Below are 16,818 nucleotides of genomic sequence, written 5' to 3'. Positions count from 1 at the left end.
AGTCGATGACATCGGTTACCGAAACGTTTCCGAACCCTCACGCTGGTAGTCGGTGACACCCGACAGAGCGGCACAGCATTAGATAAAGGCCATGAATGTCGTCCGCGATCCATCGATGCTCCCGGTAGGCGAGTTGTTGCGTGGTCCTGCGTTGACCTGCGCGCCTGAGACAAGCGCCGCAGACGCTGCCCGCGCCATGACTGCAGCCGGCCGACGGTACGTACTTATCCCCCTGCGTGAGAATGCGCTGGGCATCTTCACCGACGGAGACCTCCGTCGGAGGATTGTCGCGGCCGGACTGGGCACCACCACCCCCGTTTCCGAGGTGATGACCACTCCCGTACACACGGCCAACGCTGACCTGCTCGGCGCGGACGTGCTGCTCGACATGCTCGAACGCGGCGTGCGGCACCTGCCGGTACTGTCCGCTCGCGGCGACATTCTTGGTGTGGTCGAGGACGCGGATCTGTTCGCCACCGCAACTCGGAGCGGATTTCTGGTGCGCAGCAAAATTTCTCAGGCCGCCGACGCCGACGAGCTCGTGGCTGCGACAGCACGGATACCGGAGCTTGCAGTGGGACTCTGGCGAGCGCGTGTGGCGGCGCTCGACGTCAGCGCCATCGCGTCGGTACTCATGGACGCCGCCGTCACCCGAGCCGCGAGCTTGCTCGCCGAAGGCCCTCCCGGTTCGACCTGGCTCTCACTCGGCAGCATCGCCCGCCGCGAGGCCATGCCAAGCTCCGACGTGGACAGTGCCCTGATCTGGGCGAACGACGACAGTCCCGAACAGCAGGTCCGCGAAACCGCGTACGGAAAGCGGGTGCACGGATTACTGGAGCGCTGCGGACTCCCCTCGGACGCCAACGGGGCGGTAGCGTCGAGCCCGCGGTTCGCGCGTTCCGAATCCGACTGGCTGCGGGGACTGGACGGCTGGCTCGCCGATCCTTATGCCGATCAGGGCATCGTCATGGTGTCACTGCTCGCCGACAGTCGCATCGCGATCGGCGACAACCGACTTGCTCTGTCCCCCGTCGTATCCGAGCGACTCGATCCCGACGCGCTTCGACTGCTGCTCAAGGAAGCAGTCGAAGGTAAGGCGCGGATGCATTCACTGCGCGAGCGTCTCACCCGCCGCACCGATTCCGTCGACATCAAGGCACAAGGCGTGATGCCGATCGTGAACATCGCGCGGTGGGCTGGGCTCGCCGCAGGCTGCGCGGATTCGTCAACCATCGTGCGACTGCGAACGGCAGCGAACTCGGGAATTCTGGCCGACGACGACGCGACGATGCTCGCCGAGTCGTTCGACGTGCTGGCTCAGATCCGGCTACGGCATCAGTGCGAGCAGATCGAGCGAGGCGAGACCCCGACCGACGTCCTGGCACTGGACTCGCTGACGCCCCTGTACCGGAGTCTGCTCGCGAGCGCCGTCCGCGAGATCGCAGGGATACAAAGGAAACTCGCATACACGGGGCCGCCGGCATGACGGAATTGACCGCCGCTCAGCGTCACGCGGTCCTTCAGACCGTGGCGGCCGAGCGACTCGAGGGATGGCAGCCCACTGGCGACGACCTCACCGATCTGGACGCGCTGGCCGTCGGCACGTTCACCTACGAGGACTACATCGAACGCCACCGTAGTGCCGCGTCCATGCGCGCGGTCCCGCGTCGGAGGTTACGACTGGCGCTACCTCGTCCGTACCTGGTCACCGGGACTTCTGTGCTGCGCAACAACTTCGGATTCAGAGACCAGACCCAGCTTCGGGACGTCGAGTACGCCGCGACCGCAGCCCGCCTGCTCCAAGCGCATCTGCAACAAGCGCCGACTCCGCGCCAGGTGGACGCCGAGTACATCTTCGGGTTGCACGGGCGTGTGTTCGGTGACGTGTTCGGATGGGCGGGGCAGCAACGCATCGTCGACATCACCAAGAACGGGGACGGTTTCGCGCCGGTCGGGACGATCGGCCGTTATCTGCGTGAAGTCGAGATCGCGATTGCCGCGACGGACTGGCACCGCGCGGACCGCGGACGCCTGGCGTACGCACTGGCCACTGTTTATGTCACCTACAACCACGCGCACCCGTTTCGCGAAGGAAACGGCCGTACCGGCACCCTGCTCCTGCACCAACTCGTAAGCTCGACCGGGTTCCTCCTCGACCTGTCGGGTATCGATGCGGCGGAATGGGTTGCCGCCTCTCGTGATTCGTCTCCCTTTCGCCGCACCGGCGCACCGTCGCCGCGACCCATGATTCCCGTGTTGCGGCGCGCACTCGTAGACCGCAGTGATGGAAGGATGGTGTGATGACCACAACCGGAGCCGGCCGCCCACGGCTGTCGACACGCAAGCGTCCCGGAGCAACGGCACGCGACGAGATTCTCGATGCCGCGGCCGAGTTGTTCACTACCGGAGGCTTCACCAGTACGTCGACCCGAATGATCGCCGATGCGGTGGGCATCCGGCAGGCGTCGCTTTACCACCACTTCGCAAACAAGGACGACCTGCTGACCGCGCTGCTTGTCGGGACAGTCACCTCCCCCTTGGCTTTTGCGGAAGACATGCGCGAGAGCCCGGAATCCGCCGCAGTGCGTATGTACGCCCTGACCTGGTTCGACGCGCAGCAACTCGCAAACTCGCGATGGAACCTTGGTGCCCTCTACCTGCTACCGGAGCTACGGACCGAACGATTCGAACCGTTCCGAGCTCAACGCGGAACACTCATGGATCTGTACACCGCATTCGCCCGTGACGCGCTGGTCCAGATCAATCCTGACCGCGAAGTCGATCTCCAGATCGCGCAACTACCATTCCGTCTCGTCGAGACCGTGATCAACACAAGGTCGGACGCTGAAGCGGAAGGTTCCAGTGCCTCACCTTCGCCGGAGGTGATCGCTGATGCCTCGATCCGGATCCTGGGGTGGACAGGGTCGACCACCGAACTTGCTTCTCGTACAACGGCACTTCTTGACGAGTACTCAGGCGGACAACGTTAGTGCGCCACTGTGGGAAGTTCGTCGAGCAATCTGTCGAGCAAGTTCAGGTCGTAACGATTCGGGCGCGGTTGTGCCGGCGTGACGATGTCACCCTCAGTGGGGAAACCGTGAATGACCCGGCCAATTTGCGAATCCGAGTCGACGCTGTGCAAACATCTGCCGAACTGCGGCGAACTCGTGCTCGAATCGGGTAATCGGTTCCACCCCCACAGCGGCCAGATACCAGCTGTAGTGCAGTTTCAGCGGATCGCTGTCGCATATCGCGTCACTACTCGCATCCTCGAGCGCTAACGCTTGCATCCAACGGTGTGCATTCACCCGCGCCCAGTATGCCGCCTGTTCCATAGCGTCGGATCCGTCCGGATCCTGACCCGTCGGGCTGTATTCAGCGACGAACCGCCTGCGACTGGCTCGGCACCACGTGGTCTTACCTGCGGCACTAGGCCCTTCGACGGCGATGATCACCGGCACACCCTACCTACGGCTCGTCGACAGTGCCGCGCTTGCACAGCCTCCTCGATGAGCGACGTTAGGGCACGATGGTCGAATGGCGGTTTCTCAAAACGGATTCGCGCGTACAACCGGTGCGGTCGCGGTGGCGACCGCAGCAAGTCGCGCAACCGGCTTTATCCGCACCCTTGCCTTGGCCGCGGTGCTAGGCACTGCTGTGGTCGGTGACGCCTACAACGGCGCGAACAGCATGCCGAACATGGTGTACGAACTGCTCCTCGGCGGCGTGATGAGCAGCGTCCTGATCCCTGTTCTGGCAAGGGCACGACTCCGCGGGAGAACCTATTCGCGGGTTTTCACCCAACGCCTGCTGCTGGCGACGATTCTCGGCGCCGCTGTCATCACCGCCATAGCGGTGGCGTGCGCCCCGTTCCTCGTCGCCGCCTTGGTGTCGGATACCGAACAGACACAGCTGACAACCGCGCTGGCGTACTTGCTGTTGCCCGAGATCTTCTTCTACGCGATCGCAGCGACCGCGACAGCCGTGCTGAATATCCGCGAAAGCTATGCGCCGGCGGCCTGGGCGTCGGTGGTCAACAACGTGATCGTGCTCGCGATGGTCGTGGTGTTCGCTGCGATACCGGGACCTGTGACGTTGCTGCCGTCGACGATGACCACCGCACAGGTTCTCGTCTTAGGCATCGGGACAACGATCGGCATCGTGGGACAGGCTGTGTGGACGGTGACCGCGTTGCGTCGTACCGGATTCCGGTGGAGTTGGCGGGTACGCCCGGTGCCGTACACGTGGCGCCCGGTCCGCGTCGGGGCAAGGCTGCTCGGCTGGGTGCTGCTGTATGTCGCGATCAGTCAGGCAGGCGTCACGTTCGTGCTCAGAGTTGCATTCAGCCATGGCGGAGTCTCGACCTATACGTACGCCGACCTGCTGTTCCAGGTGCCGTACGGCATCCTCGGGGTGTCCCTGCTGACCGTGCTCATGCCGCGCATCTCCCGCGCGGTGGCGCTCGGGGACCGTGACGCTCTGGTCACCGACATGGGCCGCGCTGCCCGGTACTCGGTTGTTGCGCTCGTCCCCGCCGCGGTCGCGATGACCCTTCTCGGGCCGATACTGACCACGGTAATGTTCGTCGGACGCGTCGATGTCGATGCCGCTCGCACTATCGGTGTGGCGCTGGCACTGTCGGCATTCGGGCTTCCGCCGTTCGCGTTGGTCATGCTGCAACTGCGGGTCTTCTACGCCGGCAATGACATGCGCACGCCAGCCTTGATCAACGCCGCAATGGTGGTCACAAAGGTCTCCGTCGTTACACTCGCTCTCGCATGTCTACCAAACCAGGTGATCGTGGTGATGCTGCCGGTCGCAAGTTCACTGTCCTACGTCGTCGGTGCCGTCAGCGGGCACTTCGTGTTGCGTCACCGCTACGGCTTGCTCGGCTTCCACACAGTGCTTGCAACATTCTCGAAGGTGCTATGGGCGTCGATAGCCGCCGGCGGGGTCTGCGTCATGACAGTCTGGGCCTCACACCAACTGATCGACAACCCTCGCACGGCCGCAGCAGCATCACTGGTCGCCGTACTCGTCCTCGGAGCACCGACATTCCTCGTCACAGCCACAAAGATCGGCATCCCCGAAGTCCGCACCGCCAAGGCCCTGCTCAATCGTTGAGAAAGCAGGCACCGCACCCACCGAACTGACGTGGTACGGCGCTACCCGCCGGGGACTCGGACGGGCAGCGCAAAGGTGGTCCCGCTCGGGTCTGACTGTGCGGGACCACCAACGCACGACGCTAGCTCTTGATGAACGCGAGAATATCCTGGTCGAGGGCATCCTGATATGCGCCGTAAATGCCGTGCGGGGCTCCCGGGTACACCTTGAGGGTGCCGTTCTTGACGAGCTTGACGGACTTTTCGGCAGCAGCGGCGATGGGAACGATCTGATCGTCGTCGCCGTGCGCGATCAACATCGGTACGTCGATCGCCTGGAGGTCCGCCGTCTGATCCGTCTCCGAGAATGCCTTGACGCAGTCGTATGCTGCCGCAAGGTTCACCAACATTCCCTGTCGCCAGAAGTCGTCCTTCGCGCCCTGCGAGACCTCAGCGCCGTCACGATTTGCGCCGTAGAACGACTCGCTCAGATCCTTGTAGAACTGCGACCGGTCCTTCAGCACACCAGCGCGGATTCCGTCGAACGCCTCGATGGGCGTGCCTTCGGGATTCTCGTCCGATTTGACCATGATCGGCGGGACGGCACCGGCGGTGATCACCTTTGTCACACGGCCTTTTCCGTGCTGCGCCGCGTACCGTACAACTTCACCGCCACCCGTCGAATGACCCACGACTACAAGCTCTTTCAGGTCCAAGGTTTCAACGAGCTCGGCGAGGTCGCGAGCGTACGTGTCCATGTCGTTGCCGGTGTAGGTCTTCGACGAGCGGCCGTGGCCACGACGATCATGCGCAATGACCCGGTACCCGGCGTCCGCGAACAACTTGAGCTCGACTTGCCACGCGTCGGAACTCAGTGGCCACCCGTGGCTCAGCAGTACGGGTTGGCCGGTGCCATGCTCCGTGTAGTAGATCTCGGTTCCGTCAGAGGTGGTGATGTACGGCATCCTTGGCTCTTTTCTCGTGTTATGGAAGGAGATCTGAAAGCGTGCACGTGCCGGCTGTCCGACCTCCCTGACGCTACGGATGCCCACACCGGCGACACTAGAGACAAAGATCGACAACTTTTCCTACAAATGTCGAACGCCACGTGATCTACAAGCGTCCGGTCTTCATGTGCACGACTAAATTGTCTGCCACATCCCAATCCACAGCCACGCGGAACTGCCGAAGCCCGGTGTGATCTACCGTTCTGACTCCGTGAGAGTAATCGCAAGAGCGGAGCGATCGACCTTTCCCCGCGGAGTGCGCGGCAACTGATCGACTCGAAGAATTCGCACCGGCATACTCGGACTGGGAAGAGTTGTTCGCAGATGCCGCCAAATCGTGTCGGTGTGTAAACCTTGATCGCTGACAACAATCGCGACCGCCGGGGCCTCCCCCATGCGTGCGTCAGGAACACCGATGCACGCGGCCTCGGCAATCCCAGGCAGTGAGGTCAATGCCGCTTCGACGGCCGCTGGTTCCACTTTGAGGCCCGCACGGATCAGCATCTCGCTCTCACGACCGAGCAATTGCAGACGCCTGGCCTCCACATGCCCTCTGTCGCCGACAGTCATCCACCCGTCGACCGGCCCGTTTACCACCCCGGTTTCGGTGAGGTAACCGTCGAACAGCATGTCGCTCTTCACATGCACAAGTCCGTCGCGAATCTCGGCGTCGACGCCGTCGAACAGCTCGCCGGCCGAAAACTCGTCGAGGTCACCGAGCCCTCGATCGAAGGACACAAAACTCAATTCCGATGCGCCGTAGAAGTGCACCAACGAAGCATTCGGCAATATCGCCTGCAGCGCATGACGCCCGGCACGCGGCCACCGAGCGGCCGACGAGATCACTTCACGGACACAGTCGACCGGGCCGATGCCTGATCGCACGAGGTCCCAGGCGATCGTGGGAACCGAATACAGATGGGTTGCACCCGTTTTCACCGCTGTTTCCGCGCCACGGAGATCGACAGTGGCACCGCGGGTGAGCGCATGGAGCGCTCCGTACAGAAAGTGGGTGTGATCGAGGACGCCCGGTACGGACACTCGATCTCCGACACCGACGTCGAACACGGCATCCGATCGATCAAGAGTTCGTGCCCAGGACAACTGATTTCGGACGAAGAGCTTCGGCTCGCCGGTAGTGCCCGACGTGACACCGATCAACAGTTCGGACTCGGCCGAAGCCTGATTCGACGCCCCGTCACTTTCGAGATCAACCGCGGTGACAAGTTCACCCGAGAACCCCAGCCTGCGCAACCGCCTGTGCTGCTTCGATTCCGCGACAACGGCTCCGGGAACGGACAGCTCGAGCACCCGCGCCAACTGCGGCCCGAGCAGATGGCGATGAAGCAGGACCACACTGGTACCCGTCCGCATCGCAGCCGCGACAACCACCAATGATTCGACGTCCGAGGTCGGCAGTACCGCGACTCGGTTCATCGACGCCAGTCCCGCGGCGACCCGGCACACCCGCGTCCAGAAATCGGCGTAGCTGATCTCGTCGCGCGACGAGACAACTGCGACCGTCGACGGATTGATGCGAACTCGTCGAGCAATTCGTTCCGCCAGAAGTTCGCTCATCGTTGCAGCCTCACGAAACGCGCTCGACCAGCATCGCAATGCCCTGACCGCCGCCGATTGCGCATGCTGCAAGCCCCAGCTCCGGGCCGCCGTCGGCGAGCATCTGACTTGCCAAGCGCACCAACAGAACAGCTCCCGAAGCACCCCACGGATGGCCCATCGCAATTGCCCCGCCTTGCGGGCAGATGATGGATTCGTCGAGTCCGAGTTCGTCCGATACTGCCAGGACTACGGAGGCAAACGCCTCGGTGATTTCGACAATACCCAGGTCGGACGCACCGATTCCGGTTTTTGCGAACAGCGAGCGAATGGCGGGAACCGGCCCGAGTCCCGGCAATGCCGGATCGGACCCGGCAACAGCTGTGCCGAGAATTCGGAGCGCCGGCATTCCCTGCGCGAGTGACTCTGTCGTCACTGCCAGCACTGCGCTGCCGTCCGAGATGCCACACGAGTTACCGGCCGTTGCGGTGCCGTCGACCCCAAAACTTGGACGAAGCCTCGCCAACCGTGCTTCGGTCATGCCGCGACGAATCCGCTGGTCAGCGGCGACGGCGCCGATCGGCACAATTTCGGACGAGAAATCCGACGCTGCCGCGAGCGTGTGCGAACGCGTTGCATACGCATCCTGGCGCTCGCGGCTGATGCCACGCAATCGCGCGAGATCATCTGCCGCACAACCCATATCGGGATCGGCAAAGCCCTGCGGAGCAAACGGCGCCCGGGTGTATCGCGTCAGTTCACCGCCCGAAGTGGGCGGCCAGTATCGCCACGGAGCAGTACTGGCGGATTCGACGCCACCCGCCAGGATCAGCGTGTCGTTTCCACTGCGTACGCGCAGCGCGGCCTGCATGACCGCATCGAGGCCCGAACCGCATTGTCGGTCAACGGTGACGCCCGGGATAGAGAATCCCAGCCCGGCCGCAAGCGCTGCGATACGAGCAGGATTGCCGCCGGGGCCCATGCAGTTTCCGAGAATAACGTCGTCCACGTCGGCCTCGATGCCGGATCGACGCAGCACAGCATCTACTTCGCCGAGTACCGGGGCGGCGAGATCCGTCGCTGTAAGGTCTGCAAATCCATGGCCTGCATTACCGATCGGGCTTCGCCGTGCGGCCACCAGAACAGGAGCGGAATTCATGAGTGCAACTCTTTCACGAGCCCTCGAGCGACTTTGCCACTACCGGTACGTGGCAGTTCGTCGACGGTGATCCAGCGACTCGGCATGGCTTCTCGTGCCAACAACGCCCGCGCCTGCGCACGAATTGCCTGGAGAGTGACGGCGTCGTCGTGCTCGATCACAGCTGTGATCGTCTCTCCGAGAACCGAATGCGGCGAACCGATTACGGCGGCGCCTCTGACGCCGTCCATTGACTCCAGGGTTCGCTCGACGTCCTCGGCCATGACCGTGGTTCCGCCGACGTTGATCGCAAACTCCCCGCGGCCGAGAATCGTCAACTCCCCGTTCGAGCCGAGGATCGCTCTGTCCCCCACACCGAACCACTCCGCCGCACCCAGCACTCGATACGGCGAACGGACAAACAAGAGTCCGTCGCGAATCTCGGCGTCGACGCTGTCGAGTAAACGCATCGGCTCAGGCACCCGCCGGGCAGCGACAATGGAAAGCTCTGCAGCGCCGTAGTATTCGACTATCTCGATCCCCGACGCTGCGGCCCGGGCACCGTCGTCCAGCATGGTCCCGGCAACAACAGCAGTTCGCAACCGCGGCGCCTCGAGCACAACGCGTCGCAACACGGCGGGAACCGCGTGTACAACCGTCGCATCCGTTGGGTCGTCGGTGACACACGCGCCTCGCCACAATGCGTGAACAGCGCCGAACAGGTGCATCGTTGCGTGGAGCGGCCCGGTGATCAGCACTCGATCATGTGCCTCGATGCCGGTGACGGTAGTGAACTCGGGGAAGCTGTCGAACCACGACGCCGCTGTCCTGGCCAGCGGACGTGGCCGGCCACTGGAACCCGACGTGGCAACAAGCAGGAACGACGACGGATCGATTTCGCCGCGCTCGGGTCGCGTCGCCGGATCCTCCACGATCACCGCGGTTCCACGCCGCGCGGCAGCAAAGATGCAGATCAGCGCTTCCAGCACCGGCAGGGCCGACGCGTCACACACGGCAGCCTGCGGCGATCGCTCGATGGCGGCGTCCAGTTCTGCATAGGTGAGAACTGTGCCGCCGAGATCGAGCGCCCGCTGGTCGCCGTGTCCCCCGAGTGCTCCGATCACCGACGAATCAGTCCTGGATATGCTCGGTGTACCCCCTTGGCGACAACACTCGCGACAACCACCTTCAACGCATCGCCGGGGATAAATGCCACGTTGGTACTCAGTGCCGCACCGATACCCATGTCGGTCCGCAGGATGAGCCCTGCCGTGCCGAACAGATACACGACAACAATTCCGCCAAACGCGTTGATCAAAATACCCAGCACAAGCGGGTACTTCGGCAAGATCCTGGCAGTGAGCCAGCCGATGCACAGTACCGCGGGAATCCAGCCGATCAGGTAGCCGGCGCTAGGCCCAGCGAGGGCAGTGAGTCCGGTGCGTCCGCCTGACAGCAGTGGCAATCCCATCAGTGTCAGTGCCATGAAGACGGCAACTGCCGCAACACCTTTCCGTGCACCGAGGATCGCACCGGCGAGAATAACTCCGAGCGTCTGCAGCGTGATAGGCACGCCGCTGATACCGATCGAGATAGCGCCGGGAAGACCCAATGCAGCGATCAGCGCCGCGAAGACCGCGATCTGAGCCATTTCCCTTGCTTGAATGCCGACCGGCGACGCCTGGGCGCCCTCGAGACTTGACATGCCCACTCCTTCAGATACTTGAACGACGTTCAAGATAGCAGGTCTGCGACTACACCAGTAGTCCCGGCATTCGACATAAAACTGCTGGACGCATGACCAATCACATCGGTCACGCGCCCAGCGGTTTCATTTCCTCTCACGCGAACTCAGACCAGAAGCTTGAGTTTCAGCTTGATGATCGTTTCCACGTCCAAGCCGAGTCCGTCGACGAGATAGCTGTCGAAGGATTCGTAGTTGTTGTCCAGTTCGTCGAATGCCGCCTGCAGATAACTGGCATCGACCCCGAGGAGTAACCGATAAACCTCGGCGTACTCCTGACCCTTTGCGGCGGCAATACGAGCCACCTTTGCGTCGATCGACGCCGCGGAGTACTCGTTGGTGAGCAGATAGTCCTCCATGATCGTCTCTCGAGATACACCTGCAATGCTCAGTAGCAGCGCCGATGCCCAGCCGGTGCGATCCTTGCCTGCGGTGCAGTGGAAAATCTGCGCACCGGGGGTATCTGCGAGCTGGGTCAACAGCTCACCGAATCCGGCACGGGAGACGGAATCACTGACGGTCGACCGGTAACCGGACTGGACATACGCCAGCGCTTGCTCTTTCGTAGTAATGGACGCGACGTCACCGCTCGGATCAGCCGCAAGGACCTGTATTTTCTCGTATCGAACGCCGCTGGGCAGAGTGTTCGGGTTCGCCGCGATCTCGGCCTCGGTCCGCAGGTCATACACCGCAGTCAGATGGAGCGACTCGAGTGTCGCAAGGTCTTCGGCGCTCGGGGTTATCGCGTTGGCGCGGTAGAACACTCCCTGGCGCACGTGCAGGGCACCGGCTCCGACGTAACCGGATTCCCGGCCTGCCACATCGCGAAAATTGTCCACCGATGCAAGTCGGGGTGCCACGACGGCAGTCGGCGCACTCGAGCCGAGTTCCGACGATCCTGAGAACGGTAGATCAATCGGCGCCGCGGTCGCAGCGCTTGCGCCGGCTAGCACGAACGAACCAGCCGATGCGAGCGCAACACACGTTCGGGCCGCTCGACGCAAGCCTGTAGGGCGATATGACATCTGATCAATCCTTTCCACAAGGAGCACAAGAAGTTTCGGATATGAACCGCGGTTAGACCGTTGGCGGGGGAAGCAGCTTTCGTGCCGCAGCCTGGGATGCCAGAAGCAACTCGGCCCGATTGTGGCCGCTATTTCTGATTGCCGCCGTTTCGTGCTCTTTCACCACCACGACGGGACCGTTGGCGATATTCGCAAGCCCTTGGGCGGCAACATCGCGAGGGTCCGAGATGCGAAGGCCCGGCGTGTCCATGTTCAAACCTGCGCGGGCCATAGCCGGGGTTCGAGTGAGGCCGAGAACCAATTCGAGCACATCCACGCCATGGTCTTGCATCTCGAGCCACAGCCCTTCGGCGAAAGTTCTGCAGAAAGATTTCACCGCCGAATAGACGCTGATCTGGGCCGAGCCCAAATAGCCGCTCAGCGAGCCCACCAGCAAGATTCCACCACGTCCGCGTTCCCTCAGCCGACCTCCGAAGTGGTGGACGAGCAGCAGTTGACTGGTGATGTTCAAATCGATGACGGACTGAAACCGAGTGAGATCGCCGGTGGCAAATTCGTGACCGTAGGTGTTGGCTCCCGCGTTGTAGATGAACAAGCCGACGTCGATGTCATCTGTTATATCCCGAATGCGATCAAGCGCATCCGGGGCCAAGAGATCGACCGACAGCGTGCGAACCTCGATGCCCCGAGCGCGGCTGGCATCAGCTGCTTCCGCGAGTGGCCCTTCCTTGCGCGCCAACAGCACCAAGTTGAAACCTTGATCGGCCAACTGGGTGGCGAATTCCGCTCCCACGCCTTCCGATCCACCTGCAATTACTGCCCACGGCCCGTACTTCGCGATGTCCATTGCTCTCCTACCTCATCATGTGTAATGGCTGCCTGTCATAGTGCAGAGCCCGCTCGGGGAGCGAGAGCGCCCAGCCCGCTGACCGGGACGGAACGACGTTTGCCGGCAACTGATCCCCCAGCGATACTTGAAACTGTTGTAAGGCATAGCCGTACACCGCCAACGGGCCAAGCAGGCGCGTTTCGTAGGCACTCCACACCGTGGCGCACAGGGATTCTCCCCGAACCTTCGCGCATCAGAGCGAAAGGGACCATGATGAAGACGGACGCACGCCAGCCATAACTCTGCGTCCCGTGAAGTAGTCGACTGATGCGAGGAGTAGTGCAGAAATGGGCACCATGAAAGCTGCGGTTGTACATTCGTTCACCGAACCGTTGACGATCGACGATATCGAAGTCCCGGAACCAGGGCCCTTCGAAGCTTTGGTTCGCGTCGAGTATTCCGGTGTCTGCCACACCGATTTACATGCAGCGCACGGCGATTGGCCGGTCAAGCCGTCGCCACCGTTTGTTCCTGGCCACGAAGGCGTCGGGACGGTCATCTCGGTTGGCGAGTCGGTTACCCGGATCAGCGTCGGAGACACTGTCGGAAACGCCTGGCTGTGGAGTGCGTGCGGAGAATGTGAGTACTGCGAAACCGGGTGGGAAACCTTGTGCCCCAACCAGAAGAACGGTGGCTACTCGGTTGACGGATCATTCGGTGAGTACATGCTCGTCGACTCCCGCTACGCGCCGATCATTCCCGCCGGGGTTGATCTCTCCGCGGTGGGTCCGATCCTGTGTGCCGGCGTCACGGTCTACAAAGGACTGAAAGTCACCGACACGCGACCAGGGCAATGGGTACTGATCTCCGGAATCGGTGGCCTCGGACACATCGCGGTGCAGTATGCCGTCGCGATGGGGCTCCGCGTGGTTGCCGTTGATATCGACGACGCCAAACTGGAACTCGCCGCCAAACACGGCGCCGAACACACCGTCAACGCAAGCACGGTGGATGATCCTGCCGCAACCATCAGCGCCCTCACCGGCGGCGGAGTTCACGGAGCACTGGTCACAGCTGTCAACGCACACGCCTTCCCCCAAGCGGTCGGCAGTTTGCGCCGCGGCGGCACCGTCTCCCTGGTCGGGCTCCCACCCGAGAAATTCCCCCTCGACATCTTCACCACAGTGCTCTTGGGATTGACTGTGCGTGGCTCGATTGTCGGTACCCGTAAGGACATGACCGAAGCTGTGGACTTTTTCGCCAGGGGGCTGATCAAACCCACTTATTCTCTTAGGAAGCTCGAGGACATCAACAGCATTTTCACCGACATGGAGGCCGGTCAGATCGACGGCCGTATCGTCCTCGATTACACCGCAGGCAAGTCCTGAACGGAACTAGCGACGAGTAACCGTCAGTGCAAAGCCTCGCGGACGCATCGTGAGTTGCTCCTGAACCTCGAGTTCGTAGGACGGGTCCGCTGTGAAGTCGTAACGATGCAGGATCACTGCGAGTGCCATGAGCATTTCGTGATACGCGAACTGGCGTCCGATGCATGCACGTGGTCCGGTGCCGAATGGTTTGTATGCGGCACCGGACCGCGCCCTGACTTGTTCGGGAAGAAAGCGATCCGGGCGGAATTCGTCTGCGTCCGCGCCCCACACGGCTTTGTCGCAGTGGACGCGCTGCAGGACAACCATGACCCAGTCGCCCTTCTTGAAGGCGTATTTCCCACCGAGGAGAGTGTCTTCCTTGGCTTCGCGGAAATATCCCGGAGCCGTCGGCCACAGCCGAAGTGTTTCGTCGAGCACTCGCCGTACCGCGCGCAACTTTCCCACCTGATCGAACTCGACCGCCGGAATCTCCCGGGACGGCCACAACGCGTCAACCTCCGCCCGAGCCTTTACGGCTTCCTCGGGATGCTGGGACAACAGCCACAGGGCAAAAGACATAGCGCCGGCCGAGGTCTCGTGGCCGGCAACCAGGAAGGTCAAGATCTGGTAGCGGATGTTGACCGGATCAAGCCTTTCCCCGGTGGCCGGGTCGACCGACTCCAGCATCAAGGTCAGGAGGTCAGGTCGATCGGCACTGTTCACTTGCCGATCTTCGACAACTCGATCGACCACCGCGTTCAGATATTCGACGTCCGCGGTGTGGCGGCGACGGCGTCGGCGGTCGAATAATGCCCTGCCAGGAATCGGGAGGCCCTTCTGCTGAATGTATTCCAGAGCTCCGAGCATCGCCGTCACAAACGGATCGATATCCTCGCGATCGTAGGAATTGAATCGATAGCCGAATCCTGCTCTGCCAATTGTCTCGAGGGTCAGTTTGCTCATCTCCTCGGACACGTCGACGGGAGCATCGGCATGGTCCCAGGCCCCGACCATCTCCCTGACGACATCGAGCATGGTGTCGTGATAACTGCGCATCGCCGCTTGTGTGAAGCCGGGCATCAAGATCGCGTGAGCTTTGGACCAGTTCGGTTCGTCATTTTCGGCTGTGAACAATCCGTCACCCGAAATCGGCCGCAGCTGACGTAGCGGCCGGGCAAGGTTCTTTTGCCAGCGCTTTTCGTCATTCACATCCTCGGCCAGGTCGACCCCGCCGATGAAGCTCAATCGCATCGTCAGAATTCGACGCTGGTAGATCGGACCGAGCGACGCCAGAATCCGTGCCGTGTTCTGCATCGGCTTGACTGGGTCCAGCCCGATGATGTCGCCGAGAATCGGCACTCGCCGCGGAGGGTGGGGCGGAACTTCGATGCTCACTGACGACTCCTGGCTGTTGGCACTGACATCCGCCGGAAGTCTACGGGGCAGCTCGGTGACACCCACTTCGCGAGACCCAAGACTGCTACCGCCATCATGAAGCCGCTGGATTCCGTCGGGTGCCGACGGCCCTCTCGTGCGAAGAGTCAGTCAGGTATCGACATTTCAGTGCATCAATAGCACTGTGTACCACCGAGTTCGCATGGGATGGCTTTCGACAGCGCAATTCGCCATTCCCATGGCAACGGAAGGAACCAGATCCAACCACCTGCGATCATCGCGAACCCCTCAATCCCCTGCATCGCACTACGTCGAATTCACGTATCCACCGTTCGACCGACCTCACTGAGATTTTCCGACGGTATCGAAGGGCGACAGAGGACCGTCAAGACCGTTGATCCGGTTGAGTCGGGCTTCGAGCATCGCGGCATGTTCGGGTCGGCAGTGGGTCGTAAGCCGCATCAACAGTGCGCGGAGCCGATCGACGGTCATGGGTGACGTAGTGGCGCTGGCGATCACGTCATCGAGCCCGATCTGGACATAGTCGTCCAGAGTGGGGCGAGACAGCACTACTCGGACGTGCCCGGAAGAGTCGGTGATGTATGTCGGCGCGGTGTCGACAGACGCCACGCGGGTAAGCAGATCTTCGATTTCGTCTAGAGCTTGCACCGCGGTGGCCGGATCGTTGACGGCCGGAGACAGGGCTCTCAGAGCGATGTCTGCCAAGAGCCGGAGCGCGAGCAACGGGTCGCCGTCGAATGTGCGTTCGTGGCGAGTGACCAGAGCATCGAGAAATGTTGGTGCCGAGAGTGACCCACGATGTACGTCGGCAACGGACGCACCGTACAGCAGTGTATCGCCTTGCATGACCTGAAGAACGACGACTACCTGAGCAACTGTCGCTGCCTCGAGCAAATCGTCGATGATGATCTCATGCAGCACGGCTGGCGGGTTGGGCCATACGATGGTTGTGTGATCGGCAGGCAGCGCCAATGGCGGTGACGGTGATTCCGAACCCCTCGTGCTGTAGTACGCGCCAAGGACTGCGCGGCCCCGACTGCCTATCGATTTCAGAACCGGTGCCAGCTGGATAGCGGCAAAAGAGTGAATCTGAAGCGCTCGCAGAAATGCCAGCATGGCGAGCAGGAGTAGTACCGCGATAATGGGAACGACCACGGAAACTCGGGCGCGGTTGCCGATGGCGAGTGCTGCGGTGATGGAGAATACGGCCTGCCCCACCGCGAAAGCGAAGGTGCGCCACACGATCGGATCGTCGCGGAACAGCGTCAGCCGGGGCGTGAAAGTTGTTGCTGCCCACTGTACAACAAGAAACAGCAACGAGAATATAACCGCGATGGAACCCAGCAATCCCAGCCCTACCGCAACCAACATATCGGTCACCTGGCGGGCTGGGACTGTTGGCCCGAATTCGACGAGTGGCATCAAAAGACCCAAACTCACACCGGCAAAGATCGAAACAAGCTGGCTCAACCCCGCTCGCCACCGACGGCGTCCGCGAAGAAATCCATGCTCGACCGGCTTGCTCATCGCCCTATCCGCTCGAAGTCATCGAAGCTCACTCTCGAGCATTGCCCGCCCCCTGGTGCTGTTGGCGTGATACCGCAACCCTCGAGATGCCCGACGAGCCGAT

General features: G+C 62.0%; 15 protein-coding genes. 5 read left to right on the top strand and 10 right to left on the bottom strand.

What is annotated here, in order from left to right:
- The first annotated feature begins 91 nt into the window (after positions 1-91).
- Genes CJ178_RS03920 through CJ178_RS03910 form a run of 3 tightly spaced genes read left to right on the top strand, consistent with a single transcriptional unit; the run spans position 92 to position 2,990 of the window.
- Positions 92-1,486: a putative nucleotidyltransferase substrate binding domain-containing protein gene (locus CJ178_RS03920; protein WP_095886156.1), complete on the top strand. Its 1,395-nt coding sequence runs from the start codon at positions 92-94 to the stop codon at positions 1,484-1,486.
- Complete coding sequence (locus tag CJ178_RS03915; protein WP_033234685.1) at positions 1,483-2,301, top strand: Fic family protein; 819 nt, start codon at positions 1,483-1,485, stop codon at positions 2,299-2,301. The genes CJ178_RS03920 and CJ178_RS03915 overlap by 4 nt, the downstream gene beginning before the upstream one ends.
- The gene (locus CJ178_RS03910; protein ID WP_033234686.1) at positions 2,301-2,990 is read left to right on the top strand and encodes a TetR/AcrR family transcriptional regulator; all 690 of its coding nucleotides are present in this window, start codon (positions 2,301-2,303) and stop codon (positions 2,988-2,990) included. The genes CJ178_RS03915 and CJ178_RS03910 overlap by 1 nt, the downstream gene beginning before the upstream one ends.
- A gap of 93 nt (positions 2,991-3,083) precedes the next feature.
- Here CJ178_RS03910 and CJ178_RS03905 read toward each other — a convergent pair whose 3' ends face one another.
- Entirely contained in the window at positions 3,084-3,455 is a 372-nt protein-coding gene (locus CJ178_RS03905) for a hypothetical protein (protein WP_230590160.1), read from the bottom strand.
- Positions 3,456-3,537: 82 nt separating this feature from the next.
- On the opposite strand from CJ178_RS03905, the gene murJ reads away from it, so the two are divergent.
- Positions 3,538-5,124, top strand: a complete 1,587-nt coding sequence (murJ, locus tag CJ178_RS03900; RefSeq protein ID WP_045067505.1) for a murein biosynthesis integral membrane protein MurJ — start codon at positions 3,538-3,540, stop codon at positions 5,122-5,124.
- A 121-nt stretch (positions 5,125-5,245) separates the two neighbouring features.
- Here murJ and CJ178_RS03895 read toward each other — a convergent pair whose 3' ends face one another.
- The 7 genes from CJ178_RS03895 to CJ178_RS03865 form a co-directional block, all read right to left on the bottom strand.
- A complete protein-coding gene (locus CJ178_RS03895) occupies positions 5,246-6,067 on the bottom strand; it encodes an alpha/beta fold hydrolase (RefSeq protein WP_033234688.1) in 822 nt (273 codons plus the stop codon).
- A 237-nt stretch (positions 6,068-6,304) separates the two neighbouring features.
- Positions 6,305-7,687 (bottom strand): AMP-binding protein, encoded by a 1,383-nt coding sequence (locus tag CJ178_RS03890; RefSeq protein WP_095886155.1) that lies wholly within the window; start codon positions 7,685-7,687, stop codon positions 6,305-6,307.
- 10 nt (positions 7,688-7,697) lie between these two features.
- Positions 7,698-8,825 (bottom strand): thiolase family protein, encoded by a 1,128-nt coding sequence (locus tag CJ178_RS03885; RefSeq protein ID WP_095886154.1) that lies wholly within the window; start codon positions 8,823-8,825, stop codon positions 7,698-7,700.
- Positions 8,822-9,928 carry an AMP-binding enzyme gene (locus CJ178_RS03880; protein WP_095886153.1) on the bottom strand — a complete coding sequence of 369 codons (1,107 nt, stop codon included), beginning with the start codon at positions 9,926-9,928 and terminating at the stop codon, positions 8,822-8,824. Before CJ178_RS03880 ends, CJ178_RS03885 begins: the two co-directional genes overlap by 4 nt.
- Positions 9,925-10,509: a biotin transporter BioY gene (locus tag CJ178_RS03875; RefSeq protein ID WP_172935402.1), complete on the bottom strand. Its 585-nt coding sequence runs from the start codon at positions 10,507-10,509 to the stop codon at positions 9,925-9,927. The genes CJ178_RS03880 and CJ178_RS03875 overlap by 4 nt, the downstream gene beginning before the upstream one ends.
- 146 nt (positions 10,510-10,655) lie before the next feature.
- A complete protein-coding gene (locus CJ178_RS03870) occupies positions 10,656-11,573 on the bottom strand; it encodes a tyrosine-protein phosphatase (RefSeq protein WP_095887823.1) in 918 nt (305 codons plus the stop codon).
- A gap of 52 nt (positions 11,574-11,625) precedes the next feature.
- Positions 11,626-12,420 carry an SDR family NAD(P)-dependent oxidoreductase gene (locus CJ178_RS03865; RefSeq protein WP_095886152.1) on the bottom strand — a complete coding sequence of 265 codons (795 nt, stop codon included), beginning with the start codon at positions 12,418-12,420 and terminating at the stop codon, positions 11,626-11,628.
- A 329-nt stretch (positions 12,421-12,749) separates the two neighbouring features.
- Between CJ178_RS03865 and adhP the strand changes: the two genes are divergently transcribed.
- Entirely contained in the window at positions 12,750-13,790 is a 1,041-nt protein-coding gene (gene adhP, locus CJ178_RS03860) for an alcohol dehydrogenase AdhP (RefSeq protein WP_179300713.1), read from the top strand.
- A gap of 6 nt (positions 13,791-13,796) precedes the next feature.
- Here the strand turns inward: adhP and CJ178_RS03855 are convergent, their stop codons facing one another.
- A complete protein-coding gene (locus tag CJ178_RS03855; RefSeq protein ID WP_179300712.1) occupies positions 13,797-15,167 on the bottom strand; it encodes a cytochrome P450 in 1,371 nt (456 codons plus the stop codon).
- Positions 15,168-15,509: 342 nt separating this feature from the next.
- On the bottom strand, positions 15,510-16,715 hold the full coding sequence (locus tag CJ178_RS03850; RefSeq protein WP_095886151.1) for a DUF2254 family protein: 1,206 nt from the start codon (positions 16,713-16,715) through the stop codon (positions 15,510-15,512).
- Positions 16,716-16,818: the final 103 nt, after the last annotated feature.

The sequence above is a fragment of the Rhodococcus sp. ACPA4 genome, assembly GCF_002300185.1.
Classification (GTDB): domain Bacteria; phylum Actinomycetota; class Actinomycetes; order Mycobacteriales; family Mycobacteriaceae; genus Rhodococcus_F; species Rhodococcus_F globerula.
The sequence above is the reverse complement of the archived record's forward strand: the minus strand, read 5'-3'. Positions and strand labels throughout refer to the sequence as shown.

Excerpts from the sequence above, each read along its gene's own strand:
- CJ178_RS03920 (WP_095886156.1), top strand. The coding sequence starts at position 92 with ATGAATGTCGTCCGCGATCCATCGATGCTCCCGGTAGGCGAGTTGTTG.
- CJ178_RS03915 (WP_033234685.1), top strand. The coding sequence starts at position 1,483 with ATGACGGAATTGACCGCCGCTCAGCGTCACGCGGTCCTTCAGACCGTG.
- CJ178_RS03910 (WP_033234686.1), top strand. The coding sequence starts at position 2,301 with ATGACCACAACCGGAGCCGGCCGCCCACGGCTGTCGACACGCAAGCGT.
- murJ (WP_045067505.1), top strand. The coding sequence starts at position 3,538 with ATGGCGGTTTCTCAAAACGGATTCGCGCGTACAACCGGTGCGGTCGCG.
- CJ178_RS03895 (WP_033234688.1), bottom strand. The coding sequence starts at position 6,067 with ATGCCGTACATCACCACCTCTGACGGAACCGAGATCTACTACACGGAG.
- CJ178_RS03890 (WP_095886155.1), bottom strand. The coding sequence starts at position 7,687 with ATGAGCGAACTTCTGGCGGAACGAATTGCTCGACGAGTTCGCATCAAT.
- CJ178_RS03885 (WP_095886154.1), bottom strand. The coding sequence starts at position 8,825 with ATGAATTCCGCTCCTGTTCTGGTGGCCGCACGGCGAAGCCCGATCGGT.
- CJ178_RS03875 (WP_172935402.1), bottom strand. The coding sequence starts at position 10,509 with ATGTCAAGTCTCGAGGGCGCCCAGGCGTCGCCGGTCGGCATTCAAGCA.
- CJ178_RS03870 (WP_095887823.1), bottom strand. The coding sequence starts at position 11,573 with ATGTCATATCGCCCTACAGGCTTGCGTCGAGCGGCCCGAACGTGTGTT.
- CJ178_RS03865 (WP_095886152.1), bottom strand. The coding sequence starts at position 12,420 with ATGGACATCGCGAAGTACGGGCCGTGGGCAGTAATTGCAGGTGGATCG.
- adhP (WP_179300713.1), top strand. The coding sequence starts at position 12,750 with ATGGGCACCATGAAAGCTGCGGTTGTACATTCGTTCACCGAACCGTTG.
- CJ178_RS03850 (WP_095886151.1), bottom strand. The coding sequence starts at position 16,715 with ATGAGCAAGCCGGTCGAGCATGGATTTCTTCGCGGACGCCGTCGGTGG.